The organism is Aureimonas ureilytica DSM 18598 = NBRC 106430, from assembly GCF_000382705.1.
Classification (GTDB): Bacteria; Pseudomonadota; Alphaproteobacteria; order Rhizobiales; family Rhizobiaceae; genus Aureimonas; species Aureimonas ureilytica.
Genome location: NZ_ARQE01000001.1, coordinates 350,280 through 375,053, shown reverse-complemented (window position 1 = coordinate 375,053; position 24,774 = coordinate 350,280). Strand labels below are relative to the sequence as shown.

Sequence of the window (24,774 nt, the reverse complement as noted above, 5' to 3'; positions counted from 1 at the left end):
GGGGCTGCGGTGCGGGGCTTGCGGTGCGAGACGGGTGGACGGGGCCCAATCTGCGCCCGAAGCGGGCGCCAAGCCAAGCGCGATCTACCGCAAGAATCGTCAAGAGCGGACCCGAGCGTCCACGCTAGAGCCAAGGGCGATCGGAACGGATCGGCACCGGGAGCCTCTGTCGCGGCTCCGAGGAAGGCGCGGGCGCCTCATCGCGTCGGCGCCTCCCGTTCGACGAGGGTTCTCGTCGATGTCGAGCCGCCCTTGTCGGCGCCCGTCGAATAGACGTGTCGGCCGTCCGATCCGATCGAACCCCCCGTGTCGTCCGCTCATGCGGCGGCGCGTCGCCTTCGCCTGCCCCGCTTCTGTTCCTTCCGAGACGTCAGCCCATGAATGCCGCCCTCTTCATCGCCACCGTCCTGATCTGGGGCACGACCTGGATCGCCATCGCCTTTCAGGTCGGCCCCGTGCCGGTTCTGGTGTCGGTCTTCTATCGCTTCGCCCTGGCCGGGCTCCTTCTCGTCGCCGCTCTGGCGCTGGCGGGCCGGCTGAAGATCCCCGCGCGGCGCGACCAGCCCTTCGTGCTGCTTCAGGCGCTGTGCCTCTTCTCCTGCAATTTCCTGTGCTTCTACAAGGCGGCCGGCTTCGTGCCGTCCGGCCTCATCTCGGTGATCTTCTCGCTGGCGACGATCCTCAACGCGCTGAACGCCCGGCTTTTCTTCGGCGATCCGATCTCGCGCCGCGCGCTTCTGGCCGCGCTTCTCGGCGCCTGCGGCCTCGCGCTCCTGTTCGGGCCTGATATCGCCACCCATCTCGACCGGGGCACGCTGACCGGCATCGGGCTCGCCATGCTCGGCACCCTGTTCTTCTCCTTCGGCAACATGGTGTCGCGGCGCAACAGCGCGGCGGGTCTTCAACCCATCACCGCCAATGCCTGGGGCATGAGCTACGGCGCGCTCGTTCTCCTCGCCCTCATCGCGCTCACCGGCACGCCTATCGTGACGCCCCCGGACGGACGCTATGTCGCGGCGCTCGTCTATCTCGCCGCGATCGGCTCGGTGGTCGGCTTCACCACCTATCTGATGCTGGTGGCGCGCATCGGCTCGGCGCGCGCGGCCTATGCCACGGTCCTGTTTCCGATCGTCGCGCTGACCCTCTCCAGCCTCTTCGAATCCTATGTCTGGACGGCGACCGGCGTCCTCGGCCTCGCGCTGACGCTTCTCGGCAATGTCGTGATGTTCACCGGGCCGAAGGCGGCGGCGCCCGCGCGCCTGCGGCAGCCCGCCGCCGGCTGAGCCCCCTGTGGCAGGAGCGCAACGCTTGTGGAAAACCAGGAGCGTCAGCCCCAATCCAGCCCAGACTGTTTTCTAGCCCCTTCTCCGAACGATCCTGAAGGGCGCCCGCGAGAGGCGTCCGAACATCGGAAGGCTGGACTTTCATGAAGAAGCTTCTTCTCGTGCTCGCCGCCGGCTCGCTCCTGGCCGGCTGCACCACCGATCCCTATACCGGCGAGCAGAAGCTCTCCAACACGGCCGGGGGCTTGGGCATCGGCGCGGGCGCCGGCGCGCTCGGCGGCTATCTCGTCGGCCGCGCGACGGGCACCGACCCCGGCCGCGCCGCGCTGATCGGGGCGGGCATCGGCGCCATCGGCGGCGGCGGCATCGGCGCCTATATGGACCGCCAGGAGGCGGACCTCCGCGCCCAGCTCCAGGGCACGGGCGTCTCGGTCACGCGCAATGGCGACCAGATCATCCTCAACATGCCCTCCAACATCACCTTCGGCACGAACGAGGATCAGGTCCGCTCGCAGTTCTACCCGACGCTCCAGTCGGTCGCGATCGTGCTCAACAAATACGACCAGTCGATCGTGGATGTGGCCGGCAACACCGACAATGTCGGCGGCGAGGGCTACAATCTCGCCCTGTCGCAGCGCCGCGCCGGCTCGGTCGCGCAGTTCCTGCAGAGCCAGGGCGTCAATCCGCGCCGCCTGAACGTGCAGGGCTACGGCATGTCGCGCCCGGTCGCCTCGAACCAGACGGAAGCGGGCCGCGCCCAGAACCGCCGCGTCGAGATTTCCATCTCGCCGCTGCGCGCCGGCTGAGGCTTCGCGCCGGCCAAAACCATCGAAGGGGAGGCCGCGCCGGCCTCCCCTTTTTTGGTGGCCTCAGCGCTCCCAGGGCGGGATGAAGCGCCGGTCCTGATAATCCGAGAGATAGCCCGTGTGGACGGGCTTCAGCCATTCGGCGCTCTTCATGTAGCCGATGGCCTCGACGCGATCGGCGCCCTGCCCGCCCACCGCGATGCGCGTGCGGTAGCTGCCGGGCTTGCCGACATCCTCCAGCTCGTCGAGCTTGGCGAGCCGCTCGGGCTCGACGCGGTAGAGCTCTCCGCGCACCCGAAGCCCTTCGCCTGGCCGCTCCAGCATCATCGGCCCGTAGAACGAGCCGGCGATTACCATCGGATAGGGCTCCAGCGTTTCCACCGGCCCGAGAAACCGCGCGCCGGACAGGCCGAGCGGGTGAAAGGGAAAGCCCTGTTTCAGGGTCCCGTATACGAAAACATCCATCATGCCCGAGGAAGCGTGGAACGCGCCGCGCCGTTCCGCCCCGTTCAAGCGGATGTCATGCGCGTTTGGTCGCAGCGCGGGCGCGCGGCCGGAGGACGCGTCAGGCGCGCTCGTGGCGCGGCGGGGCGATCTCGTCGAAATGCGCGGCGAGATGATGCAGCGCCTTAAGCATCGCCGGCCCCGCCAGCGCGCGGCCATGGCCGGTCACGACGAGCTCGGGCTCCAGCGCGGCGAGGCGGCGCACGGAGTCCCGCGCCGCCACCCAGTCCGGCGTGAAATAGCGGGGCGGCCCGTGCATCTCGAGCCGCTGCGTGGCGACCTCGTAGGCCGATTCCTGCCCCGTGGAAATCACGGCGTCGCCCGCGATCAGCGTCCGGTCCGCCTCGCGGAAGAAGGAGACGTGACCCGGCGTGTGGCCGGGCGTGTGAACCCAGCGCCAGCCCGGCAGCGGCGGCACCGAGCCGTCGTCCGGCAGGATCTGGAGATGGGCGGAGACATCCACCGGCGAGCGCGGAAAGAGCGGGGCGAGTTTCGGCATGATGCCGCCATCGGCGCTCGTGTCCGGCGGCGGATAGCTTTCCCGCCCGGTGAGAAAGGGTGCTTCGAGCGCGTGGGCGAAGACCGGCGCGTCCCACTCGGCGGCGAAATCTTCCAGCGCGCCGATATGGTCGAAATGGCCGTGGGTCTGGAGAATGGCGGCGGGCCGGGCCCCCGCGCCGAAGCGCGAGGCGGCGGCCTCCGTGATCTGCCCCTTGGTCCCGGTGATGCCGCAATCGACCAGCACCCAGCCCCGGTCGCCGGCGCCCGGCTGGCCGACGAAAGCGACATTGACGAGGATCGTGCGAAGATAGGCAAGGTCCGGGCGCACCTCCCGGACCTCATGGGCCTCGACGCGTTCGGGCGCGCGCGCCGCCTCGCCGAGTTCGATCTGCACCACCATGCGCCCGCCTCCTCCGGCTTCAGGTCCGTCCTTCCGAACGAGGCAGGACGCCCGATCGCTCCCGGCGCGCGCCGGCTCAACCCTCAGCCGGCTAGAGGCTTGTCGTCGCCGTCAGGCGGCGCGCCGGTCCTGCCGATGGCTGAAGGCGGCGAGCGCGCAGGCGAGCGCGGCGAGGATCGCGGCGGCCATGGGCAGCATGGCATAGGAAATGCCGGCGCTGATCAGCATGGCGCCGATCCAGGCGCCGATCGCGTTGCCGAGATTGAAGGCGCTCTGGTTCACGGTGGAGGCGAGATTGCGCGCGCCCTCAGCGGTCGCGACGATGCGCATCTGGATCGGCGAGGCCAGCCCGAAGACCAACGCACCCCAGACGAGCAGCAGCGACAGCATGGGCACCGTCTCGGCCGCCAGGACATGCATGGCGGCCAGCACCACGGCCATGGCGCCGAACATGCCGATGATCGCGGGCATCAGCTTCCAGTCGCCGAGCCGCGCGCCGATGACATTGCCGAGCGTCATGCCGACGCCGAAGACGAGAAGCAGATAGGGCACGCGCTCGGGCGCGATGCCCGTGACCTCGGACAGGAGCGGCGAGATATAGGTGTAGAGCGTGAACAGGGCGCTGGAGGCCAGAACGCTGAGGCCCATGGCCATGAGAACCGGCGGGCGGCCGAGCGCGCGCAGTTCGTCGCGAAAGCGCACATTGGCGCGCGGATAGCTCTGCGGGGCGAAGAGGAAGAGCGCCAGCGAGGTGAGAAGGGCGAGCGCCGTCACGATGTAGAAGGGCATGCGCCAGCCATATTCCTGGCCGATGAACGTGCCGAGCGGCACGCCGAAGACATTGGCGAGCGTCATGCCGACGAACATCATGGCGATGGCCTGCGCCTCGCGCCCGGGCCGGGCGATCTCGGTGGCGAGCACCGCGCCGATGCCGAAGAACGTGCCATGCGCCAGCGCCGTGAAGACGCGCGCGGCCATGAGGAGGCCATAGGTCGGGCTGAGCGCGCAGGCAAGATTGCCGATCACGAAGACCAGCGACAGGAGGAGCAGCGCGCGCCGGCGCTCCCAGCGCGAGGTGAGGACGGCGAGCAGCGGCGCGCCGAAGACGACGCCGAGCGCATAGCCCGTCACCAGAAGGCCGGCCTGCGGGATCGTGACGCGCAGGTCGTCGGCCATATTGGGCAGGAGGCCCATGATGCCGAATTCGCCGCAGCCGATGGTGAAGGAGCCGAGCGACAGGGCGGCGAGCGTCAGCCCCGCGCGCGGCGCGGGCGAAGCGGCCAAGCCGCCTTCCCGCACGGAGGAGGGAACGGAAAGGTCCATGGAATGCCGCCTGAAAGGGTTCGCGTCGCAAAGCGACACCATGGCGCCGCCGCCATGACGACCCCGGATTCTGCAAGCCTGCCATGCAGTTTCAAGAGGACGGCCGAGACGCTTCGCAAGGCTTATGGGTCCTGCCCTTTGGAGAGGCCCACTCCACCCGTGCCGCCGCGGATGCGGCGATCCGTCGCCCCCGGTGTTTCACGTGAAACCCTGTGAGTGCGGCGGAGGCGCGGCACGGGCTCTCTCCCATGCCGCGCCCGATCTCACTTCGCCTGTTGCAGCGCCGCCGTGATGCTGGCGGAGAGCGGCGTCGTCGGGCGGCCGATGAGGCGCGAGAGTTCGCGGCCGTCGTCGAACAGCGCGCCCTCGGCGGCCTTGGCGTCGTAGCTCGCGATCGCATCGGCGAGCGGCTTGGGCAGGCCGACGCCGGCCAGCGCGCCGGCATAGTCGGCTTCCGGCATGTTCACATAAGGAATCTCGCGGCCCGACTGGCGCGACAGCTCGGCCGCGAGATCGGCGAGCGTATAGGCCTCGTCGCCGGCAAGCTCGTAGACCTTGCCCTGATGGCCACTCTCGGTCAGCACCACGGCCGCCGCTTCGGCGTAATCCTGCCGCGCCGCCGAGGCGATGCGCCCCTCGCCCGCGCTGCCGATGAAGGCGCCATGGGCGAGCGCCGGGGGCACCGAGCCCATGTAATTCTCGGTGTACCAGCCATTGCGCAGGATCGTGTGGGGGATGCCCGAATCCCGCAGCGCCGCTTCCGTCGCCAGATGCTCGCCCGCCAGCGACAGGGCCGAGCGGTCGGCATGGAGAAGGCTCGTATAGACGATGTGCCCGACGCCGGCGGCCTTGGCCGCCGCGATCACCGCGCGGTGCTGCGCCTCGCGCTGGCCGACCTCGCTGGAGGAAATCAGGAGCAGCGTGGTGACGCCGGCGAGCGCCGGGGCGAGTGTCGCGGCGTCGTTGTAGTCGAAGTGGCGGGCCTCGACGCCGGCCCCCGTCAGCTTCTCGGGCGAGCGCGCGAGGGCGACCACGGTCTCGTTCGGGCGTCGCGTGGCGAGGCCCTGAAGGACGAGGCGTCCGAGAGCGCCGGTGGCGCCGGTGATGGCAATGGTCACGATCAATCTCCTTGCTGGATCGATCGCCGAGACTTAGACAGGATGCTTACGAAACGTAAGTACGCACAAAAAGGTTCGTATGGAGATTTTGTCCGAGAGCGCGCCGTCCCTGTCCGACAAGCTCCGGCGCGGCGATGTCCTAGCCGCCGCCTGCCCGTCCCGCGCGGTGCTGCGTCACCTCACCAGCCAATGGGGCGTCCTGGTGCTGATCGTTCTCGAAGAGGGCACGTTCCGCTTCAGCACCCTGCGCCGCCGCATCGACGGGGTCAGCGAGCGGATGCTGGCGCAGACCCTGAAGGCGCTGGAGGGCGACGGTCTGGTGCGCCGCACCTCCTTCGACACCGTGCCGCCGCATGTCGAATATTCGCTGACCGAACTCGGCCAGGAAGCCGCCCGGCGCGTGAAGGATCTGGCGGACTGGGTGGAAGCCAGCCTGCCGGCCATTCTCAGCGCGCAAGATCGGGCGGGCAAGCGCGACGCCTAAAGCGCCTTCCCGCCGGCTCGAACGGTCGGCATCATCCTGCGGCCGCCCGCCTCGCGGCCGCAACGCCCGCGCGCCCTGCCCCATCGCAAAACGTTCTCAGCGCGCGCCCCACGTGTCCGTTAGGCGATAGCCCTCCGGCCAGGGGTCGGCGGGGTCGAGCATGTGCTGGTGGATGCCGGTGATCCAGCCGCGCCCGGAAATTTCCGGCCGGATGGCGGGACGCCCGCCCACTTTCGCCTGTCCCACAATACGGCCGGTAAAGGTGGAGCCGATCAGCGACACGGCGGTGAGACTGTCCGCTTCCGTCATCTCTCCCCGCGCATGAAGCACGGCCATGCGGGCCGAGAGCGCCGTGCCGGTCGGCGAGCGATCCACCTTGCCGGGGCGGATGGCGACCGCCGCGCCCGCGCGCAGGCCCTCCGCCGTCCGCTCCACGCGCCCGGCGAAAAGGCAGAAGGAGAAGTGCCGCCAGTCCGGGTTTTCCGGATGGTGGAAGCCGAGCTGCTCGTCGGCGGCCTTGGTGATGCGCACGCCGAGGCGCGCGATCTCATGCGCCTCCTCGGGCACGAGCTTGAAGCCGAGCGCCTCGGCATCGACGATCACGAAACTGTCGCCGCCATAGGCGGTATCGACGCTGAGTGTGCCCAATCCCGGCACGTCGAGCGAGGCACCCAGCTTGTCGGCAAAGCTCGGCAGGTTCTCCACGAAGATGCGCTCTGCCTTGCCGTCCCGGCACTCGGCGCGCACGGGAACGAGCCCGCCCGGCGCTTCCAGAGTGAGCCGCGTTTCGGGCTCGGTCATCGGGATGATCCCACCGTCGAGCAGGACGGTCGCCACGCAGATCGAGTTGGAGCCCGACATGGGCGGCGTGTCCTCCGGCTCCATGATGATGAAGGCCGCATCCGCCTTCGGGTTCTTCGGCGGCACCAGCAGGTTCACATGCCGGAAGACGCCGCCGCGCGGCTCGTTGAGCACGAAATTGCGCAAGCGATTGTCGCTGGCGATGAAGCGGCTCTGCGCCCAGAGCGTGTCGCCCGGCGGCGGCGCGACGCCGCCGACGATGACGTCGCCGACCTCGCCTTCCGCATGAGCCGAAATGACGTGAACCGTCCTAATGCTGCGCATCCGATGTCCTCCTCAGTCGAGCCAGGCCGGCAGGCGCGGCGGCGCGTGGCCGGTCAGCGCGGCTTCGACGCAATCATCAAGCGTGCCGAGCCGCACCGTGCAGCCCGACAGGCCCGGCCCGTAATGGGCGTATTTGCCGGAATCCGTCAGCACCACCTTCGCCCGCTCGGGAAAGACCGGCCGCGAGATCGAGCACCAGCAGAGATCGGGCAGAACCTCGACGCCGCTCGTCTGAAGGCGCGCCAGCGTGCCGTCGGCGCGCGCGGCCGCGATCGTGTCGCGCCCGGCGGTGACGATCACCGACACGCCCTCCGCCCGGTGTCGCCCGCCCAGCGCTTCGGCCAAGGCGCGGCATTCGGCCAGCGAAGCATGAGGGCTGCCCAATGCCACGAGATCGATGTCACCCGGGCCGCCGTTCAGGCGCTCCCAGGCTGTCGCCAGATCGGCGCGGGTGATGGTAACGTGATCGGCCTCGGGCAGCGCCGCGCCGACGGCCTCGGGCGTGACGCCCTCCACATGCAGCATGGGCGCGGCGGAGGTCGTGCCGAAGGCCGCGCAGAGCGCCTTCAGATCGTCCGGGCTCAGTGCGAGAGTGGCGAGGCCCGTCAGGACGGGAATGCGGTCGGGCGCGGCGAGACCGGCGAGATAGCCGATGACGGGCCAGAAGGCCCCGCCCGCCCCGTCCGGCGCTTCGACCTGGAGCACGCGCCGGGCGCGGCGATGCTCCGAGAGATAAACGCCCGAAAGCGGCGCGCGGCCGGTCAGCGCGATGCAGAGATCGAGAAAGTCCGGGTGCTTGGCCGTGCGCGCGCCGAGAACGCTATTGGCATAGATCACGGCGTTGGATTCCGACCAGCCGATGGCCTCGCCCTCAGCAGGCGCACCCGGCAGAAGGTAGGGCGCGCAGGTGAAGCTTGCTCTGGCACCCATGCGCATATAGGCGTCGGCGAGGCGCGCGGCGGGCGAGCCGAAGCTGTCCGGCACGCCCTGCCCCCGCCAGTTCTCCCGGTCCACCGAGATGGCGTTCATCGTCGTCGGAATGGCGACGCGAGCGCCGAGCGCTTCCATCTTCTCGGCAAAGGTCAGGTTGGCGGGGCTGGCATAGATGCAGCCGTCGATATGGGCGCGCGACACATCCGTCAGCGTCTCGGCCCCCTGCTGGCGCGCCACCGCGCAGAGAATCCGCATGGCCTGCCGCGCCGCCTCGCCCCGCTCGCCCGAAAGACAGGATCGGTCATGGTCTGATAACGCCAGGTCCGTGGCGGACAGGGGCTCGACCGCGAGGCGGAGCCCTTCGGCTTCGATGCCGTCAGGCCCGAGCCGGGCATGAGGCGCGGTCGCAAGCGCCGCGAAATCGGCTTGCCCCAAGCGAAACACCGGTAGGCTCCGGCCGAACAGCTCGGCCGCCACCAGCGCGCCGAGCGTCAGCACGTCTTCCGGCCCGGAGAACACCAACGCCGCCGGCGCGCGCCCTTCCAGCACGAGATCGAGGAGCACGCCGGAGCCCGTGCAGGAGCCCCGGCTCGTCGGCATCATCAGGACCGCGCCGGAGACGCAGGCGCCATGGGCGGGGTGATGCACGTCGATGATGCGGCCCGTCGCCGGGTCCACCCCGCCCCAGAAGCTCAAGGGCTCGGGGAGCGCGAGGACCGGGCCCTCCGCCCGGCCTTCGAGGACGGCGAGGGCCGCGCCGCTCATTTCACCACGAAGCCATGCGCGAACGGGTCGCGATCGTCGATGAAGATCGTGTTGATGCCCGTCTGGCGCGCCCAGCCGGCGATGGACGGGATGATGGCCGGACGGTTCGCCACCGTCACCGCCGCCTCGACCCGGCCCTTGAACAGCGAGCCGATGATGGATTCGTGGACGAACTCGTCACCGACCTGCAGCTTGCCCTTGGCCGCCAGCTGCGCCATGCGCGCCGAGGTGCCGGTGCCGCAAGGCGAGCGGTCGATCGCCTTCTCGCCATAGAACACGGCGTTGCGCGCATGCGCGCCCTCGACCGTCGGCGCGCCCGTCCACTGGATATGGCTGAGGCCCTGGATTTCAGGGTGCTCGGGATGGACGAACTCGTACTTGGCGTTCAGCGCGGCGCGGAGCTTGGGCGAGAAGCCGACCAGCTCGCCGGCGGTGAAATCGGCCATGTCCCGGAAGTTCGCCTGCGGCTCGACGATGGCGTAGAAATTGCCGCCATAGGCGACGTCCACCACGATCTCGCCGAGGCCCTCGACCTCGGCCGTGAGCCCCTCGGCATAGAGAAAGCCCGGCACGTTGGTGAGGCGCACCTCTTCCACGAAGCGGCCTTCCTGGCGGTAGGTGATATCCACCTTGCCGGCCGGTGCGTCGATCGACAGTTTGCCGGGCTCGCGCGGCTGGATCAGCCCGTTCTCGATCGCCATGGTGATCGTGCCGATCGTGCCATGGCCGCACATGGGCAGGCACCCCGACGTCTCGATGAAGAGCACGGCGACGTCGCAATCGGGGCGCGTCGGCGGATAGAGGATCGAGCCCGACATCATGTCATGGCCACGCGGCTCGAACATGAGCCCGGTGCGAATCCAGTCGAACTCGGCCAGGAAATGCGCGCGCTTCTCCAGCATGGTCTCGCCCTTGAGAAGCGGACCACCGCCCGACACCAAGCGGACGGGATTGCCGCAGGTGTGGCCATCGAGACAGGAAAACGTATGGTTGGCCATGGGCCGGACCTCATTGGGGAAGGCTGATCAGAAGCGTTGCGGCGAGAAGGGTGTCGGATCGATGGCGGAGGGGCGGCCCGACACCAGATCGGCCACCAGCCGGGCGGTGCCGGCCGACTGGGTGAGACCGAGATGGCCGTGGCCGAAGGCGTAGGTGACTTGGGCGCTGGCCCGCGCCGGGCCGATGGCGGGCAGCGAATCCGGCAGCGAGGGGCGAAACCCCATCCACTGCTTGCCGCCTTCCGTCTTCAAGCCGGGCAGGAACGCCTTCGCCTTGGCGAGCATGGCCTCGGAGCGCTTGAAGTTCGGCGGCAGCGACAGGCCGCCGAGTTCCACCGCGCCGCCGACGCGCACGCCGGAGGTCAGGCGCGTGACCACGAAGCCATGGCCGCCGAAGGTGACTTGCGTGCGCAGATCGAACGCGCCCGCCGGCAGCGTCGTGTTGTAGCCGCGCTCGGTTTCCAGCGGAATGCGCTCGCCGAGCGTCTGCGCGATGCGATGCGAGAAGGCCCCGGCCGCGACCACGACATGGCCCGCGCGCCGGGAACCGCCCTCGGTCTCGATCGCGACGCCCGCGCTCTCTAGCTTCAGCGCCGAAACGCTCGCGCGCTCGATCGCGCCACCGCCCGCCCGAAACCGCTCGGCCAGCGCCAGCACGTAAGTCTTGGGGTCGGCGATGGAGAACCAGCCGGGCGTGAACGTGCCATGGGTGAAGCGCGGCGAAAGTCCGGGCTGGATCGCCGCCATCTCGGCGGCCGTCAAGTGCCGGAATTCGATCCCATGCCGCGCCCGCGCGTCCCAGCCGGGCTGCGAGGTGTCGAGTTCGGCTCGGGATTCATAGACCTGAAGGTTGCCCTCCTTGCGCAGCATCCCCAGCGTGCCCGTCGCTTGGAGGAAAGGCTCCAGCTCGGCCTTGGAGAGATCCATCAGCGCGGTTTGCGCCGCGGTTGCAGCCTCCACGCGGTCGGGCTGGCAGGCGCGCCAGAAGCGCAGCATCCAGGGTGTGATCCGCGCGGCATAGCGCGGCGGCACGCTGAGCGGCCCCAGCGGGTCGAGAAGCCAGCGCGGGGCCTTTTTCAGGATGCCAGGCGAGGCGAGCGGCAGAATGTCGGTGAAGGCGAAGGCGCCCGCATTGCCGGCCGAAGCACCGGCCGCCGGCCCCTCGCGGTCGAGAACGGTGACAGAAAGGCCCCGCGCCTGGAGCGCCAGGGCGATGGACAGGCCGATGACGCCCGCGCCGATGACCGCGACATCCGGCTGGGCGGAAGAAGGTTGGTTCATGTCAGTGCGTCGCCGCCAGGAAGGTCTGCGTTTCCGGGTTCTTCGGCGCGCCGAACAGCTCTTCGGGCGGCGCGATCTCGGCCATGACGCCCTTGTGGAAGAAGGCGACTCGGTCCGACACTTCGCGCGCGAACTTCATCTCGTGCGTCACGCAGATCATGGTCATACCCTCGGAGGCGAGCATGCGCAGCGTGTCCAGCACCTCGCCGACCAGCATCGGGTCGAGCGCCGAGGTCACTTCGTCGAAGAGCATGTATTCCGGGCTCATGGCGAGGGCGCGGGCGATCGCCATGCGCTGCTGCTGGCCGCCCGAGAGACGGCCGGGATAGACCTTGAGCTTGTCGCCCAGCCCCACATGGCCGAGCTGCTTGACGGCGATGGCCTCGGCCTCGGCCTTGGACAGGCCCAGCACCTTGCGCGGCGCGAGCATGACGTTCTCGATGACGGTGAGATGCGGAAAGGCGTTCCACTGCTGGAACACGATGCCGACCTTCTGGCGCAGCTTGTCGAGATTGGTGCTCTTGGCGTGAACCTCGGTGCCGTCGATATGGATGGAGCCGGAATCGATCGGCTCCAGCCCGTTGATGCAGGTGAGAAGCGTCGACTTGCCCGAGCCCGAGCCGCCGATGATCGTCAGCACCTCGCCCTTGGCGACGGTGAGGTCGATGCCCTTCAGCACTTCCAGCGGGCCGAAGGATTTGCGCACGTTCCGGATCTCAATCATGGGGAGACCAGCGCCTTTCGAGATAGGCTCCGAGCCGAGCGACCGGGAAGCTCAGGAGGAAGTAGATGAGGCCGCAGATCATCAGGATGAACAGCGGTTCCTGAAGGCGGGTGACGAGGATCTGCGAGGCGCGCAGAAGCTCGATCAGGCCGAGCCAGAGCACGAGCGCGGAATCCTTCATGACGCCGAGCGTCAGCCCGATCCAGGAGGGCAGCGCGACGCGGGTGGCCAAGGGCGCGACGATATAGCGAAGGTCCTGGCCCCAGGTCATGCCCAGCGAGCGCGCCGCGCGGCGCGTGGTGAAGGGCACGGCTTCCATGGCCCCGCGCACGATCTCGGTGCAATAGGCCGCCGCATAGAGCGAGAGCACGACGCAGGAGGTCGTGAAGGGCGGCCAGCCAAGCTTGGCGATGGACTGGAACGCGTTGGCGAGCACCAACTGGATCAGGAGCGGCACGGAGCGGAAGATGTCGAGGAGGAAGGTCATCGGCGCGAACCAGATGGGTCCGAGCTGAAAGCGCAGGACGCCGAACAGGATGCCGAGCAGCGTGCCCGCCGTGACGGCGACGCCGGTGACGGCCAGCGTCATGCCCGCGCCCTTGGCGAGGAAGATCAAGTCGTTGAGGGTCAGAGCCGTCTCGAACATGGCGCGCCCCTCAGGACCGGAACAGGCGCCAGGCGACGAGGCGCGCGGCGAGCGTCACGGCCTTGGCGATGACGTAATAGATGACGGCGGCGATGGCGAAGAACTCGAAGGTGCGGAAGGAGCGCGCGTTCAGCTCCTGCGTGATGCCGGCAAGATCCGTGTTCATGCCGACGGTGACGCCGAGCGAGGTCATGAGAATGGCCCAGACCATCTGGTTGGTGATCGGCAGGAAGGCGATGCGCAGCATCTGCGGCAGGACGATGAAGCGGAAGGCCTGAAGCGAGCTCATGCCGAGCGAGCGCCCGGCGCGGGCCTGCGTTTCGGGGATCGCCTTCAAGGCGCCGCGGAAATTCTCGGCGAGATAGCCGGCATTGTTGAAGGCGATGCCGGCGAGCAGCGACAGATAGGGGCTCAGGTGGATGCCGAAGGCGCCCAGGCCGAAATGCGCCATGTAGATCTGGAACAGCGCCGGCGTGTTGCGCGCGACCTCCACCCAGGCCGTCGCGAAGCCCTTGAGGATGCGGCTGTCGGAGCGGCGGAAGAGGGTGAGGAGAATGGCGAAGGCGAGGCCGATCGCCATGGATAGAAGCGCGACCTGCAGCGTGACGAGCGCGCCGTCGAGCATTCGCGGCAGGGCCTGGAAGGCCTGGTTCCATCGAAACGAGTAGTTGAACATGGCCCTCTCGCCCTCGAAAAAAGCCGGCGGCGCGCGGGGGAGACCCCCGAGGCGCCGCCGGGCAGAGGCAGGAGCTTAGCGGTAAACGCCGGGCACGGTCAGGTTCGGGGCTTCGCCGCCGACCCACTTCTCGTAGAGTTCCTTGTAGCGGCCGGTGCGAACCTGCTGATTGATGAAGAGGTTCAGGTAGTTGATGAGGCCGTATTCTTCGCGGTTGGTGAAGAGCGAGACATAGTCGATGTCGAAGGGCGCCTTGCCGACGACCGCGATGCCCGGGAAATTGCCGGTCTTGACGTTGGCCTGCGCGACGGTCGAGGTCGAGACGGTCGCGTCGATCTGGCCCTGGCTCAGCGCCAGGAAGACGTCGGCCTGCGTCTGGTAGGGGCGGAACGTGCCCGAACCCCATTCCGTCACCTGCTTCTCGAGCGCGATGGCTTCATAGGTGCCGGCGGTCGCGCCGACCGTCTTGCCCTTCATCCCCTCGAAGGAGGTGACGCCCGACTTCTCGTTGGCCGTCACGGCCATTTCGAAGGCGAAATAGGGAATGGTCATGCCGACCGTCTTGGCGCGCTCCAGCGTGTCCGAGGTCGAGGCGACGCCGACATCGACGCGGCCCGACATCAGCGCGGGAATGCGCTCGGGGAACGGGGTCTCGACGATCTCGGCGGTGACGCCGAGGGCCTTCGCCAGATCGTTGCAATAGTCGACGTCGAAGCCGACCGGGTTGTTGGACGCGTCGCGCGAGCCCATGGGCGGGAAGTCGAGAACCACGGCGCAGCGCAGCGTGCCCGAGCCGATGATGTCGTCCAGCTTGTCGGCCTTGGCGGCTCCGGCAAAGGCGGTGGCAGCCATGAGGCTGAGTGCGATGGCCTTGGTCTTCATGCGCTGTCCCCTTGTTGTGTCGGCATCGGGCGCTCGTCTCGCGAGCCTCCGGATGGAGGCATCAAACAGAAAATACAACAAGTGTGCAAGACCTGTCGGCAGCGCATATTTTGTGCAATTGCGAGACAAAGCGGCAAAGTCTGTTGCGGTGCAGTCGCCCCGCCCGGCGCAGCCGTCGTTTGCAATATTCTCTGTGTATGCAAAAAGAGGAGGGGCCGCGCGCGCCGCGCCCTCGAATGCAAAGGACCGGCCCCGATGACCCTGACGTCCGAGACCCTGCCCGTTTCCGCGCTTCTGGCCCGTGTCGAGGCGATCTTCCGCAAGGGCGGCCTCAACGCGGCGCAGGCCGGCGCGCTGTCGCGCGTCATCGTGGCGGGCGAGCGGGACGCCTGCAAGTCGCATGGCATCTACCGGATCGAGGGCGCGCTGCGGACCGTGAAGGCCGGCAAGGTCGAGGCCGACGCGATCGTCGAACTCCTGCCCGACGACGGCTCGGCGATCCTCCGGGTCGACGCCAAGGGCGGCTTTGCCAATCCCGCCTTCGAACTCGGCCTGCCGCATCTTGCGGAGCGCGCCCGCACCCTCGGCATGGCCGCGCTCGTCATCAACGATTGCACGCATTTCTCGGCGCTCTGGCCGGAGGTGGAGGCGGTGACGGCCCACGGGCTCGCCGCGCTCGCGCTCTGCCCGAGCTATGCGACCGTCGCGCCGACCGGCGGGACGCAGCCGCTTCTCGGCACCAATCCCCTCGCCTTCGGCTGGCCGCGCCGCGACAGCGAGCCCTATGTCTTCGATTTCGCGACTTCGGTCGCCGCGCGCGGCGAGATCGAGCTGAAACGTCGGGCGGGCGAAACGCTCCCCGAGGGCTGGGCGATCGACGCCGAAGGCCAGCCGACGCGCGACCCGGAAGCCGCGCTCGCCGGCGCCATGCTCACCTTCGGCGGGCACAAGGGCTCGGCCATCTCCACCATGATCGAGCTTCTGGCGGGCATCATGATCGGCGATCTGACGAGCCTGGAATCGCTGCGCCAGCTCGGCTCCACCAACCTGTCGCCGAGCCATGGCGAGCTGATCCTCGCCTTCTCGCCCGAGCGCTTCGCGGCGGGGCGCGCGGGCGACCCGTTCGCGCGGGCCGAAACGCTGTTCGAGGCGATCGTCGGCCAGGGCGCGCGCCTCCCCTCGCAACGCCGCTTCGCCGCGCGCGCCGTGTCGGAGCGCGAGGGCATCACCCTGTCGGCCAGCGAACTCGCTCAGCTCGACCGGCTGGAGCGCGACGGGCTCGACGCCGTCACGCTCTGAAACAGAAAAGGCGGGCCTCTCGCGAGACCCGCCTTTGACGGAAGCGACGCCCGATCAGGCCGCGAGGCCTTCACGCTTCGACCAGTCGGCATACCAGGTGTCGAAGAGCTTGAGCTGCGCTTCGACATAGCCGCGCTGGCTGTCGCTCAGCGCATCCGTCTCGTTGAAGTGGAGCGTGTATTCGCCAAAACCCTTCAGCACCATCATGTGCTTGAAGTAGAGAACGAGGTCCGGGCCTTCGTCGAAGGAGGAGAGGACGGCGAGCGCCTCTTCCAGCTCCCTGGCCTGCCGGCGGGCGAGCGCGTCGCCGGCGGCCGCCTTCTGGGCGAGCGTGCAGAGCTGGATGACTTCCCGGGGCAGGACATTGCCGATGCCGGTGATCGCGCCCGTCGCACCGCAATTGATGAAGCCATGGGTCACGGCCGTGTCGACGCCGATCATCAGCGACACACCGTCGTCGCGGCTGGTGATGGTCTCGGCGGCGTAGCGCATGTCGGCCGGGCCGCCGAATTCCTTGAAGCCGACGAGGTTGGCATGCTCGGCGCGCAGCGCGAAGAAGAGATCGGCGCGGGTCGCGAACCCATAATAGGGGCTGTTGTAGATGACCGCCGGAAGCTCGGGCGCCGCCGCGAGGATCGCCTTGAAATGGGCGCGCTGGGCCGAGATCACCGAGCCGCGCGACAGGACGCGCGGGATCACCATCAGACCCTTGGCGCCGACCTTCTGGGCGTGCGCGGCATGGGCGGCGGCCGAGGCGGTGTTGACCGCGCCGGTGCCGACGATCACCGGAATACCGGCGCCCGTGAGGCGCGCGACGCCTTCCATGCGCTGCTCGTCGGTGAGGAGCGGCCAGTCGCCCATCGAGCCGCAATACACGACCGCCGACATGCCCTCGGCGATCAGCTCCTGCGCCTTCTTCACCAGCGCGTCGTAGTCGGGCGTGCGGTCGGCCTTGCAGGGCGTCATCAGCGCGGGAATGACGCCGGAAAAGATCTGAGCCTTCACCTGTAAACTCCTCGTGGGACCCCAGCGGTGAGCTTCAAGCCATCGTTCCCGCCGTTCTGGACGTGACTATCGCGCATTGCATTTTATTTGTCGACAAGATTTTGCGGCGGTCGGGCGGGTCGGCAAGACGCAAAAAAAGCCGCCTCGCGAAACGAGACGGCTTGGTGGTGCGGATGGCGGGAAAGGGTCAGAGCGCGATGTCGAGCGTTCCCCCGCGCGCGAACAGCGTCTGCACCTGGCGCACGATCTGCTCGGCATGGATACGGGCCAGATGGTCCGCGCCGTCGAGATCGCGCCCGGCGATCTTGAGGATGATCTCCTCGTGCTCGTCCACGAATTGCCGGGGCAGGCGATCCTCGTAGGAATTGTAGTAGATGCGCAGGATGCGCCGCCCCTCGTCCAGAATGCGGTTGAAGAGCCCGAGGAAATAGGGGTTCCGCCCAGCTTCCGCGATGGCCGAATGGAAGGCGGCGTTGGTGGCGATCATGGCGAGCGCGTTCTGGTCGGCCACCGCGCGGGCGAACTCGGCTTGGCGCGCGCGGATCGGCTCGAGGTCTTCGGGCCGGTGATGCTCGGCGGCCAGCCGCGTCGTGACGCGGTACATCAGCACCAGCGCGTCGAAGAACGTGTGGAGGTTCAGGAAGTCGATCGGCGCCACCACCGCCGAGCGGTTGGGCAGCGTGTGCACCAGACCCTCGCCCGACAGGCGCACCAGCGCCTCGCGGATCGGCGTGCGCGACATGCCGAAACGCTCGGCGAGCTGCACCTCGTCGATCGGGCTTCCCGGCGGCAGAACGAGATCGAGGATTTCGTCGCGCAGGAGGTCGTAGACCATCTTCACGCCGGAGCCGCGCTTGCGCTCGGGCGCGGGCGTGTCGGCTGGCTCGCTCATGTCGGGTCCTCGTCTGCGGGGATGGGGCGGCTCGCCTTTCGCGATAGCGCGTCGGGCGCGTGCATACAAACCTTATCCACGCAGGTTTGGAAGCCCGGTCGCCGACCTGTGATGAAGGCGGCCGGGCGTCCGGCTCTCAGTCCCGCAGCGCGCGGCGCAGCACCTTGCCGACGCCGCTTTTCGGCAGCTCCTCGCGGAACACGATCTCGCGCGGGCGTTTGTAGCCGGTCAGGTTCTCGCGGCAATATTGCTTCACCGCGTCCGCGCTGACGCCCTCGTCGGAGCGCACCACGAAGAGCTTCACCGCCTCGCCGGAATTCTCGTCGGGCACGCCCACCACGGCGGCTTCGGCGACGCCCGGCATCCGCGTCACCACGTCCTCGATCTCGTTGGGATAGACGTTGAAGCCCGAGACGTTGATCATGTCCTTCTTGCGGTCCACGATGCGGATCGCGCCCGTCTCGTCCATGATCCCGATATCGCCCGTCTTGAACCAGCCGCCGTCGGCAAAGGCGCGGCGCGTGTCATCGGGCCGGTTCCAGTAGCCCACCATGACCTGCGGCCCGCGAATGGCGATCTCGCCCGCCTCGCCCGGCGGCACAAGCGCATCGTCGTCCGACAGGATGCAGAATTCCGTGGAGGGGATCGGATAGCCGATCGTGCCGGTGTATTCGCGGCTGGTGACGATGTTGCAGGCCGCCGACGGCGAGGTTTCCGACAGGCCGTAGCCCTCGCAGATCGTCTTGCCCGTCAGCGCCAGCCATTTCTCGGCCGTCGCGCGCTGCACGGCCATGCCGCCGCCGAGCGACATGACCATGTGGCTCCAGTCGACGCTCCCCGCATCCTGATGCCGGGCGATAGCGCCGAACAGCGTGTTGACGCCCGGAAAGAGATGGAACGGCCCGGTCTTGAGCGTCTTGATGACGGCGGGAATGTCGCGCGGATTGGGGATCAGGAGATTGCAGCCGCCCTGGCGCAAGGACAGCATCATGTTCACGGTGAAGCCGAAAATATGGTAGATCGGCAGGGCGCAGACCGTGACGACCTGCTGGCTTTCGGGCACGAGCCGCGTCGCCGGCCGGTTCCAGAGTTCGGACTGGAGCACGTTGGAGACGATGTTGCGGTTGGTCAGCACCGCGCCCTTGGCGACGCCCGTCGTGCCGCCCGTATATTGCAGGATCGCCGGCTCGTCGGCCTCGCGCCGCACGGGGGTGAAGCGCCCGTCCCCGCCCTGTTTCAGCGCCGCCTTCCAGCGCACCGCGCCCGGCAGCGTGTAGGCCGGCACCGCGCGCTTGACGTAGCGCAGCACGAAATTGACGAGATGCCCTTTCAGCCCCGGCAGCATGTCGCCGACGCCCGTCACCACGACATGCTCCAGCGCCGGCACCTCGGCGCGGCACTTCTGCAGCGTCTCGGCCATGTTCTCGAGGATGACGATGGCCCGCGCGCCCGAATCGTTGAGCTGATGGGCAAGCTCGCGCGGCGTGTAGAGCGGATTGGTGTTGACGATGACGAGCCCGGCCCGCAGCGCGCCGGCCACCGCCACCGGATATTGGAAGACATTGGGCATCATCAGCGAGATGCGATCGCCCGATGTCAGCCCGAGGCTCTGGAGATAGCGGGCGAAGCGGGCCGAGGCGCGGTCGAGCTCGGCATAGGTGAGAGTGACGCCCATCAGGCGGAAGGCGGGCCGCGCGGCGTATTTGCCGAAGGCCTCGCTGAGGAGGTCGGCCAGCGTCTCGTAGGGAACCGGGCCGAGTTCCGCCGGCATGCCCTCGGGATAATGCGCCAGCCAAGGCTTGTTCATGTCCGCTCCTCCCATGCCCCGTTTTCCATCCGGTCTTCTCCCAAAGACACGAGATAGGGCAAGCGCGAAGAATCTACTCTTCCGTAAACGTCAATGTCACCTCATTTTCGCGCGACCGCACGAGGCTTCGTCCCGGCGTGGCACGCAACGCGGCTTCGCACTGGAAACCGCCGGCAAAACGCGGGACAAGACGCGGGGAGAAACGCCCCGCCAAGGTGCCGCTCGGCGCCGGGGCGAGCCGCGAGCGCGTTGGCCCCAGCGCTGAACAGGAAGACGAGAGCGATGACCAGCAACCATATCGGACCCCGGATCGAGGCGATCGCCGGCGAGATCGAACCCGCGCTCATCGACATCCGCCGCGATCTTCACGCCCATCCCGAACTCGCCCATGAGGAGGTGCGCACCAGCGGCGTGGTGGCCCGCGAACTCGCGCGCATCGGCGTGCCCCATCGCACCCAAATCGGCGGCACGGGCGTCATGGCGACGATCGACACCGGCCGCCCCGGCCCGACCGTTCTGCTGCGCGCCGACATGGACGCGCTGCCGATCCAGGAACAGACGGGCCTGCCCTATGCCTCGACCGTTCCCGGCAAGATGCATGCCTGCGGCCACGATCTTCACACTGCGACGCTGATCGGCGTCGCCGAAGTGCTCCAGCGCATCGCGCCCGATCTCTCGGGGCGCATCGAGCTGATGTTCCAGCCGGCCGAGGAGGTCTCCGACAGCGGCGCGGCCAGGATGATGCAGGACGGCGCGCTGGAGGGCGTCGATCTGGCGCTCGGCTTCCACAATTATCCCGGCGAGCCGGTCGGCAGCTTTTCCTTCACACCGGGCGTCGCGGGCGGCTCGTCGGACGAGTTCACCATCACCGTCTCGGGCCGCTCGGGCCATGCGGCGCGCCCGCATCTCACCGCCGATCCGATCGTCGGCGCCGCGACGCTGGTCCTGCAGCTCCAGACCATCGTCTCGCGCGAGATGGACCCGATGCGCCCGATCGTCCTGACGCTCGGCGTCATCGAAGGCGGGCTCGCGCCCAACATCATTCCGGACGCCGTGCGCCTCCAAGGCACGGTGCGCACCCATCTGGAAGCCGACCGCGTGGCGATGGAGGCGGCGATCCGGCGTCATTGCGAGGGCGTCTCCACGTCCTTGCGCCTCGAATGCCGGCTCGACTGGGAGCGCGGCACGCCGCCGCTCGTCAGCGACGAGCGGGTGATGCGCGCCACGATGCGCGCGGTGGAAAACCACTTCGGCCGCGAGGCGCTTCTGGAAGCCAGCCCCTCGCTCGGCGCGGAGGATTTCGCGCTGATCGGCGAAAAGGTGCCGGCCTTCCAGCTCGGCATCGGCTCCATGACGCCGGGCCGGCGGGACGAGCTTCACAATTCGGACTATCAGCCGGACGAGCGCGCCATCCGCAACGGCGTCGTCGCCCTGTCGCTCGCCGCCTGCGAGCTCCTGAGCCCCAGCGTCTGACCAAGGAAGGTTCCCATGCCCGTCTATGCCCTCGACGATCTGACGCCGAAGCTCCCCTCGCCCGACCGCCTCTTCATCGCGCCCGACGCGCATGTGATCGGGGACGTCACGCTCGGTGAGGATGTCGGCGTCTGGTTCGGCGCGGTGCTGCGCGGCGACCGGGACACGATCACGGTCGGCGCGCGCACCAACATCCAGGAAGGCGCGATGCTCCATGTCGATCCGGGCTTCCCGCTCGCCATCGGCGCGGGCTGCACGATCGGCCATCACGCCATCGTCCATGGCTGCACGATCGGCGACAACACGCTGATCGGCATGGGCGCGACGGTGCTGAACGGCGCGCGCATCGGCCCCAACTGCCTGGTCGGCGCGGGCGCGCTGGTGACGGAAGGCAAGGAATTTCCGGAAGGCTCGCTCATCATCGGCGCCCCGGCCAAGGCCGTGCGCCAATTGGACGAGGCGACGCTTGCCGGCCTCAAGCGCTCGGCCGAGACCTATGTCGAAAACGCCCGGCGCTTTCGCGGCGGATTGCGGGTGGTCGAGGGCGTTTGAGGCAACGGATCGGCCCCGGCTCCTTGCGGCGCCGAACAGGTCTCGCCTCCGAAGCCCCTACGACGAAGGGAAAAGCGAAGCCGGCGGTCTCGTGAAGAACGAAGCTCAGGCGGGCGCGTCCCGTCTTCGCATCGTGTAGCGGTAAGCCGGCTTAGCGACTGTCTGAAATTTTGCGGATGGTGCGTATGTGAGGGACCAGCCTTCCCACGGTATCGAGCGCGCCTGTCGCGGGGCCAGTGGAGAAATGGGCGGCGCAACCGGCGAGCCCGTTGCCCTCTCAACCTTGCCCCTTCCCTCGATAGGCCCATCCTGCCGTTCAAAGGCGCGATCACGACGACAGCGTGACGACCCTCGCGCGCGTTCAACCTCGCGCCATCTCGAAACTCGCCCGCCAGCCCATCAGGCGGCGAGCACTTCGGCGGGATAGCCGGCCTTGGTCAACGCGCTCACCAGCGCCTCGCCCTCGGCCTTCGTGGTCACGTCCGCCGTGCCGCCTGGCCGGTCCACCGCGACCTGTGCCTCCGGGTCGAGGCGCTGGATGGTACGCGTCACCGCGCGGGCGCAGCCGTCGCAGGTCATGTCGTCGATCCGCAATCTCATGGGAACTCTCCTTGTGCCTTTGCCAGACATGGGCGCTCCGCCCCCGTCTCGGCAAGGGTCGCGCGGAACGCGCTCGGAGCATCGGCGGCAATGCTAATCTTCCAAACCCGCTCGCCCTTGACCTTCCCGCGCGGGAGGCTTCCATTTGAGATGGGCGGCCCTGTCCAGGAGCTGTGATCGCGATAGTGTCGGACGCCCGAGCCATGAACGAAACCCTTCCCACCCGGCATCTTTCCTCTGCCTCGCCCTCCCGGCTCACGCTGCCGGTCGAAGGCATGAGTTGCGCCTCCTGCGTCGGCCGCGTCGAGCGCGCGCTCCGCGCCCTGCCCGATGTCACCGAGGCTTCGGTCAATCTCGCGACCGGCGAGGCCAGCCTGCGCTTTGCGGGTGAGGCCGATGCCGCCGCCGCCGTCCGGGCGATCGAGGAGGCCGGCTACGACGTGCCGCCGCGCCGGATCGCCTTGAGCGTCGAGGGCATGAGCTGCGCGTCCTGCGTCGGCCGCGTCGAGCGCGCGCTCCGCGCCCTGCCGGGCGTCGGCGAAGCCACGGTCAACCTCGCGACGGGCCAGGCCCATGTCACGGCCTCGCCCGCGCTCGCCCCGGCCGATCTCGTCGCCGCCGTGGAAGAGGCCGGCTACGACGCGCGCCTCGAAGGCGACACGCCGCCGCAAGCGAGGCGGGACGAGCGCGCGGCCCGCGCCGACGCCGAAACGCGCGGCCTCAAGCACCGCGCGCTTCTGGCGCTGGCGCTGGCCGCGCCGCTCTTCGTCGTGGAAATGGGCGGCCATCTCGTGCCCGCTCTGCATCACGCCGTGGCCGGCACGATCGGCATGGAGACGAGCTGGCGCATCCAGGCCGTGCTGGCGACGCTCGTGCTCTTCGGCCCCGGCCTGCGCTTCTATCGCATCGGCCTGCCGCTCCTCATCAAGGGCGCGCCGGACATGAACTCGCTGGTCGCGATCGGCACGCTCGCAGCCTATTCCTATTCGCTGGTCGCGACCTTCGCGCCCGCGCTTCTGCCGGCCGAGGCCGTGCATGTCTATTACGAGGCGGCGAGCGTCATCGTCGCGCTGGTGCTCATCGGCCGCTGGATGGAAGCGCGCGCCAGGGGCCGGACGGGTCAGGCGATCCGCGCGCTCGCCAAGCTCCAGCCGGCCGAGGCCGAGCGGATCGGCGCGGACGGCCAGAGCCAGCGCGTTCCCATCGACGCGCTTCGCGCTGGCGATCTCGTGGCGATCCGCCCCGGCGAGCGCGTGCCGGCCGACGGGCGGGTCGAGGAGGGCGCGAGCTTCGTGGACGAGGCCATGCTGACCGGCGAGCCCGCGCCCGTGCGCAAGGAGAGCGGCGCGGCGCTGACGGGCGGCACGGTGAACGGCGCGGGCGCGCTGACCCTGCGCGTCGAGAAGGTCGGCGGGGACACGGTTCTCTCCGGCATCCTGCGCATGGTGGAAGAGGCGCAGGGCGGCAAGCTGCCGATCCAGGCGCTGGTGGACCGGGTGACGCTCTGGTTCGTGCCGGCCGTGATCGCCGCCGCGCTCGCCACCTTCGCGCTCTGGCTGGCGCTCGGCCCCACGCCCGCCCTGCCCCACGCGCTGAGCGCGGCCGTCGCCGTCCTCATCATCGCTTGCCCCTGCGCCATGGGTCTGGCGACGCCGACCTCGATCCTCGTCGGCACCGGCCGCGCGGCGCGTCAGGGCATTCTGTTCCGGCGCGGCGAAGCCCTGCAGGCGCTCGGCGACGCCCGCATCGTCGCCTTCGACAAGACGGGAACGCTGACGCTCGGCCGCCCCACGCTGGAGCGCATCCAGACCGCGCCCGGCTTCGACGCGAACGAGGCCCTGCGCCTGTCCGCCTCCGCCGAAGCGCGTTCGGAACACCCGATCGCCCATGCGCTGCTAGACGCCGCCAAGGCGCGCGGCCTCGCGCTCGCGCCCGTCACCGGCGCGGAAGCGCTGCCCGGCTTTGGCCTGCGAGCCGAGGTGGAGGGACGGCGGGTCGAGATCGGCGCGAGGCGCTTCATGGAGCGGCTGGGGCTCGACGCCGCCCCCTTCGATGCACAGGCTCAAGCGCTGGCCGAGAGCGGCGCGACGCCGCTCTTCCTGGCGCTGGACGGCCAGCTCGCGGCGCTTCTCGCCGTCAGCGATCCGATCCGCGAGGAGGCGGCCGACGCCATCGCCGCCCTGAAGCGCGAGGGCTTGCGCACGGCGCTCGTCAGCGGCGACGACCGGCGCACGGCCGAGGCCGTCGCCCGCAAGCTCGGCATCGACGAGACCGTCGCCGAGGTCCTGCCCGAGGGCAAGGTCGAGGCGATCCGCCGGCTTCAGCGCGAGCACGGGCCGGTGCTCTTCGTGGGCGACGGGATCAACGACGCGCCCGCGCTCGCCGCCGCCGAGATCGGCATGGCCGTCGGCTCCGGCACCGATGTCGCGATCGAGGCGGCCGACATCGTGCTCGTCGCGCCCTCGCCCGGCAACGTGCCGCGCGCGCTTCGCCTGTCGCGCTCGGTGCTCGGCAATATCCGCCAGAATCTCGGCTGGGCCTTCGGCTACAACGTGCTTCTGATCCCGGTCGCCGCCGGCGCGCTGTATCCGGCCTTCGGCCTTCTGCTTTCGCCGGTCTGGGCGGCCGCCGCGATGGGCCTGTCGAGCACGCTGGTTCTCCTCAACGGCCTGCGCTCTGGCCGGGGCGACTGACGTT

General features: G+C 69.0%; 23 protein-coding genes. 7 read left to right on the top strand and 16 right to left on the bottom strand.

The window, feature by feature from the left end:
* Window positions 1-377 precede the first annotated feature (377 nt).
* Window positions 378-1,283, top strand: coding sequence for a DMT family transporter (locus B146_RS0101765; RefSeq protein WP_019994692.1), 906 nt, complete (start codon window positions 378-380; stop codon window positions 1,281-1,283).
* Between the two features lie 143 nt (window positions 1,284-1,426).
* The gene (locus B146_RS0101760; protein WP_019994691.1) at window positions 1,427-2,089 is read left to right on the top strand and encodes an OmpA family protein; all 663 of its coding nucleotides are present in this window, start codon (window positions 1,427-1,429) and stop codon (window positions 2,087-2,089) included.
* Window positions 2,090-2,152: 63 nt separating this feature from the next.
* On the opposite strand, the gene B146_RS0101755 is transcribed toward B146_RS0101760, so the two are convergent.
* From B146_RS0101755 to B146_RS0101740, 4 genes are all read right to left on the bottom strand, one after another.
* Window positions 2,153-2,557 carry a gamma-glutamylcyclotransferase family protein gene (locus B146_RS0101755; RefSeq protein WP_019994690.1) on the bottom strand — a complete coding sequence of 135 codons (405 nt, stop codon included), beginning with the start codon at window positions 2,555-2,557 and terminating at the stop codon, window positions 2,153-2,155.
* A 97-nt stretch (window positions 2,558-2,654) separates the two neighbouring features.
* Window positions 2,655-3,494, bottom strand: coding sequence for an MBL fold metallo-hydrolase (locus B146_RS24705; protein WP_019994689.1), 840 nt, complete (start codon window positions 3,492-3,494; stop codon window positions 2,655-2,657).
* Between the two features lie 111 nt (window positions 3,495-3,605).
* Window positions 3,606-4,817 (bottom strand): MFS transporter, encoded by a 1,212-nt coding sequence (locus B146_RS0101745; RefSeq protein WP_019994688.1) that lies wholly within the window; start codon window positions 4,815-4,817, stop codon window positions 3,606-3,608.
* Window positions 4,818-5,080: 263 nt separating this feature from the next.
* Entirely contained in the window at window positions 5,081-5,941 is an 861-nt protein-coding gene (locus B146_RS0101740) for an SDR family oxidoreductase (RefSeq protein WP_019994687.1), read from the bottom strand.
* A gap of 73 nt (window positions 5,942-6,014) precedes the next feature.
* Here B146_RS0101740 and B146_RS0101735 point away from each other — a divergent pair, with 73 nt between their 5' ends.
* On the top strand, window positions 6,015-6,419 hold the full coding sequence (locus tag B146_RS0101735; protein WP_019994686.1) for a winged helix-turn-helix transcriptional regulator: 405 nt from the start codon (window positions 6,015-6,017) through the stop codon (window positions 6,417-6,419).
* 96 nt (window positions 6,420-6,515) lie between these two features.
* Here B146_RS0101735 and B146_RS0101730 read toward each other — a convergent pair whose 3' ends face one another.
* The 8 genes from B146_RS0101730 to B146_RS0101695 form a co-directional block, all read right to left on the bottom strand.
* Entirely contained in the window at window positions 6,516-7,544 is a 1,029-nt protein-coding gene (locus B146_RS0101730; RefSeq protein ID WP_019994685.1) for a trans-3-hydroxy-L-proline dehydratase, read from the bottom strand.
* Window positions 7,545-7,556: 12 nt separating this feature from the next.
* Window positions 7,557-9,242, bottom strand: a complete 1,686-nt coding sequence (gene lhpI, locus B146_RS0101725) for a cis-3-hydroxy-L-proline dehydratase (RefSeq protein WP_019994684.1) — start codon at window positions 9,240-9,242, stop codon at window positions 7,557-7,559.
* Window positions 9,239-10,240: a 4-hydroxyproline epimerase gene (locus B146_RS0101720; protein ID WP_019994683.1), complete on the bottom strand. Its 1,002-nt coding sequence runs from the start codon at window positions 10,238-10,240 to the stop codon at window positions 9,239-9,241. The genes lhpI and B146_RS0101720 overlap by 4 nt, the downstream gene beginning before the upstream one ends.
* 27 nt (window positions 10,241-10,267) lie before the next feature.
* A complete protein-coding gene (locus B146_RS0101715) occupies window positions 10,268-11,521 on the bottom strand; it encodes an NAD(P)/FAD-dependent oxidoreductase (protein WP_019994682.1) in 1,254 nt (417 codons plus the stop codon).
* Between the two features lies 1 nt (window position 11,522).
* On the bottom strand, window positions 11,523-12,245 hold the full coding sequence (locus tag B146_RS0101710) for an amino acid ABC transporter ATP-binding protein (protein WP_019994681.1): 723 nt from the start codon (window positions 12,243-12,245) through the stop codon (window positions 11,523-11,525).
* Window positions 12,238-12,891, bottom strand: a complete 654-nt coding sequence (locus tag B146_RS0101705) for an amino acid ABC transporter permease (protein WP_019994680.1) — start codon at window positions 12,889-12,891, stop codon at window positions 12,238-12,240. Before B146_RS0101705 ends, B146_RS0101710 begins: the two co-directional genes overlap by 8 nt.
* Before the next feature lie 10 nt (window positions 12,892-12,901).
* On the bottom strand, window positions 12,902-13,567 hold the full coding sequence (locus tag B146_RS0101700) for an amino acid ABC transporter permease (protein ID WP_019994679.1): 666 nt from the start codon (window positions 13,565-13,567) through the stop codon (window positions 12,902-12,904).
* A gap of 75 nt (window positions 13,568-13,642) precedes the next feature.
* Window positions 13,643-14,449, bottom strand: coding sequence for an ABC transporter substrate-binding protein (locus tag B146_RS0101695; RefSeq protein ID WP_019994678.1), 807 nt, complete (start codon window positions 14,447-14,449; stop codon window positions 13,643-13,645).
* 255 nt (window positions 14,450-14,704) lie between these two features.
* Between B146_RS0101695 and B146_RS0101690 the strand changes: the two genes are divergently transcribed.
* Complete coding sequence (locus B146_RS0101690) at window positions 14,705-15,748, top strand: Ldh family oxidoreductase (RefSeq protein WP_019994677.1); 1,044 nt, start codon at window positions 14,705-14,707, stop codon at window positions 15,746-15,748.
* Window positions 15,749-15,802: 54 nt separating this feature from the next.
* Here the strand turns inward: B146_RS0101690 and B146_RS0101685 are convergent, their stop codons facing one another.
* The 3 genes from B146_RS0101685 to B146_RS0101675 form a co-directional block, all read right to left on the bottom strand.
* Window positions 15,803-16,753 (bottom strand): dihydrodipicolinate synthase family protein, encoded by a 951-nt coding sequence (locus tag B146_RS0101685; RefSeq protein ID WP_019994676.1) that lies wholly within the window; start codon window positions 16,751-16,753, stop codon window positions 15,803-15,805.
* Between the two features lie 187 nt (window positions 16,754-16,940).
* Window positions 16,941-17,645, bottom strand: coding sequence for a GntR family transcriptional regulator (locus tag B146_RS0101680; RefSeq protein ID WP_019994675.1), 705 nt, complete (start codon window positions 17,643-17,645; stop codon window positions 16,941-16,943).
* A gap of 136 nt (window positions 17,646-17,781) precedes the next feature.
* Entirely contained in the window at window positions 17,782-19,452 is a 1,671-nt protein-coding gene (locus tag B146_RS0101675; protein ID WP_019994674.1) for a long-chain-fatty-acid--CoA ligase, read from the bottom strand.
* A gap of 282 nt (window positions 19,453-19,734) precedes the next feature.
* Between B146_RS0101675 and B146_RS0101670 the strand changes: the two genes are divergently transcribed.
* Both B146_RS0101670 and B146_RS0101665 read left to right on the top strand, forming a co-directional pair.
* Window positions 19,735-20,925: a M20 metallopeptidase family protein gene (locus tag B146_RS0101670; protein WP_019994673.1), complete on the top strand. Its 1,191-nt coding sequence runs from the start codon at window positions 19,735-19,737 to the stop codon at window positions 20,923-20,925.
* Window positions 20,926-20,940: 15 nt separating this feature from the next.
* Window positions 20,941-21,477, top strand: a complete 537-nt coding sequence (locus B146_RS0101665) for a gamma carbonic anhydrase family protein (RefSeq protein WP_019994672.1) — start codon at window positions 20,941-20,943, stop codon at window positions 21,475-21,477.
* A gap of 399 nt (window positions 21,478-21,876) precedes the next feature.
* On the opposite strand, the gene B146_RS0101660 is transcribed toward B146_RS0101665, so the two are convergent.
* Window positions 21,877-22,077 carry a heavy-metal-associated domain-containing protein gene (locus B146_RS0101660; protein ID WP_081630873.1) on the bottom strand — a complete coding sequence of 67 codons (201 nt, stop codon included), beginning with the start codon at window positions 22,075-22,077 and terminating at the stop codon, window positions 21,877-21,879.
* A gap of 203 nt (window positions 22,078-22,280) precedes the next feature.
* Here B146_RS0101660 and B146_RS0101655 point away from each other — a divergent pair, with 203 nt between their 5' ends.
* Entirely contained in the window at window positions 22,281-24,770 is a 2,490-nt protein-coding gene (locus B146_RS0101655) for a heavy metal translocating P-type ATPase (protein ID WP_019994670.1), read from the top strand.
* Window positions 24,771-24,774 lie beyond the last annotated feature (4 nt).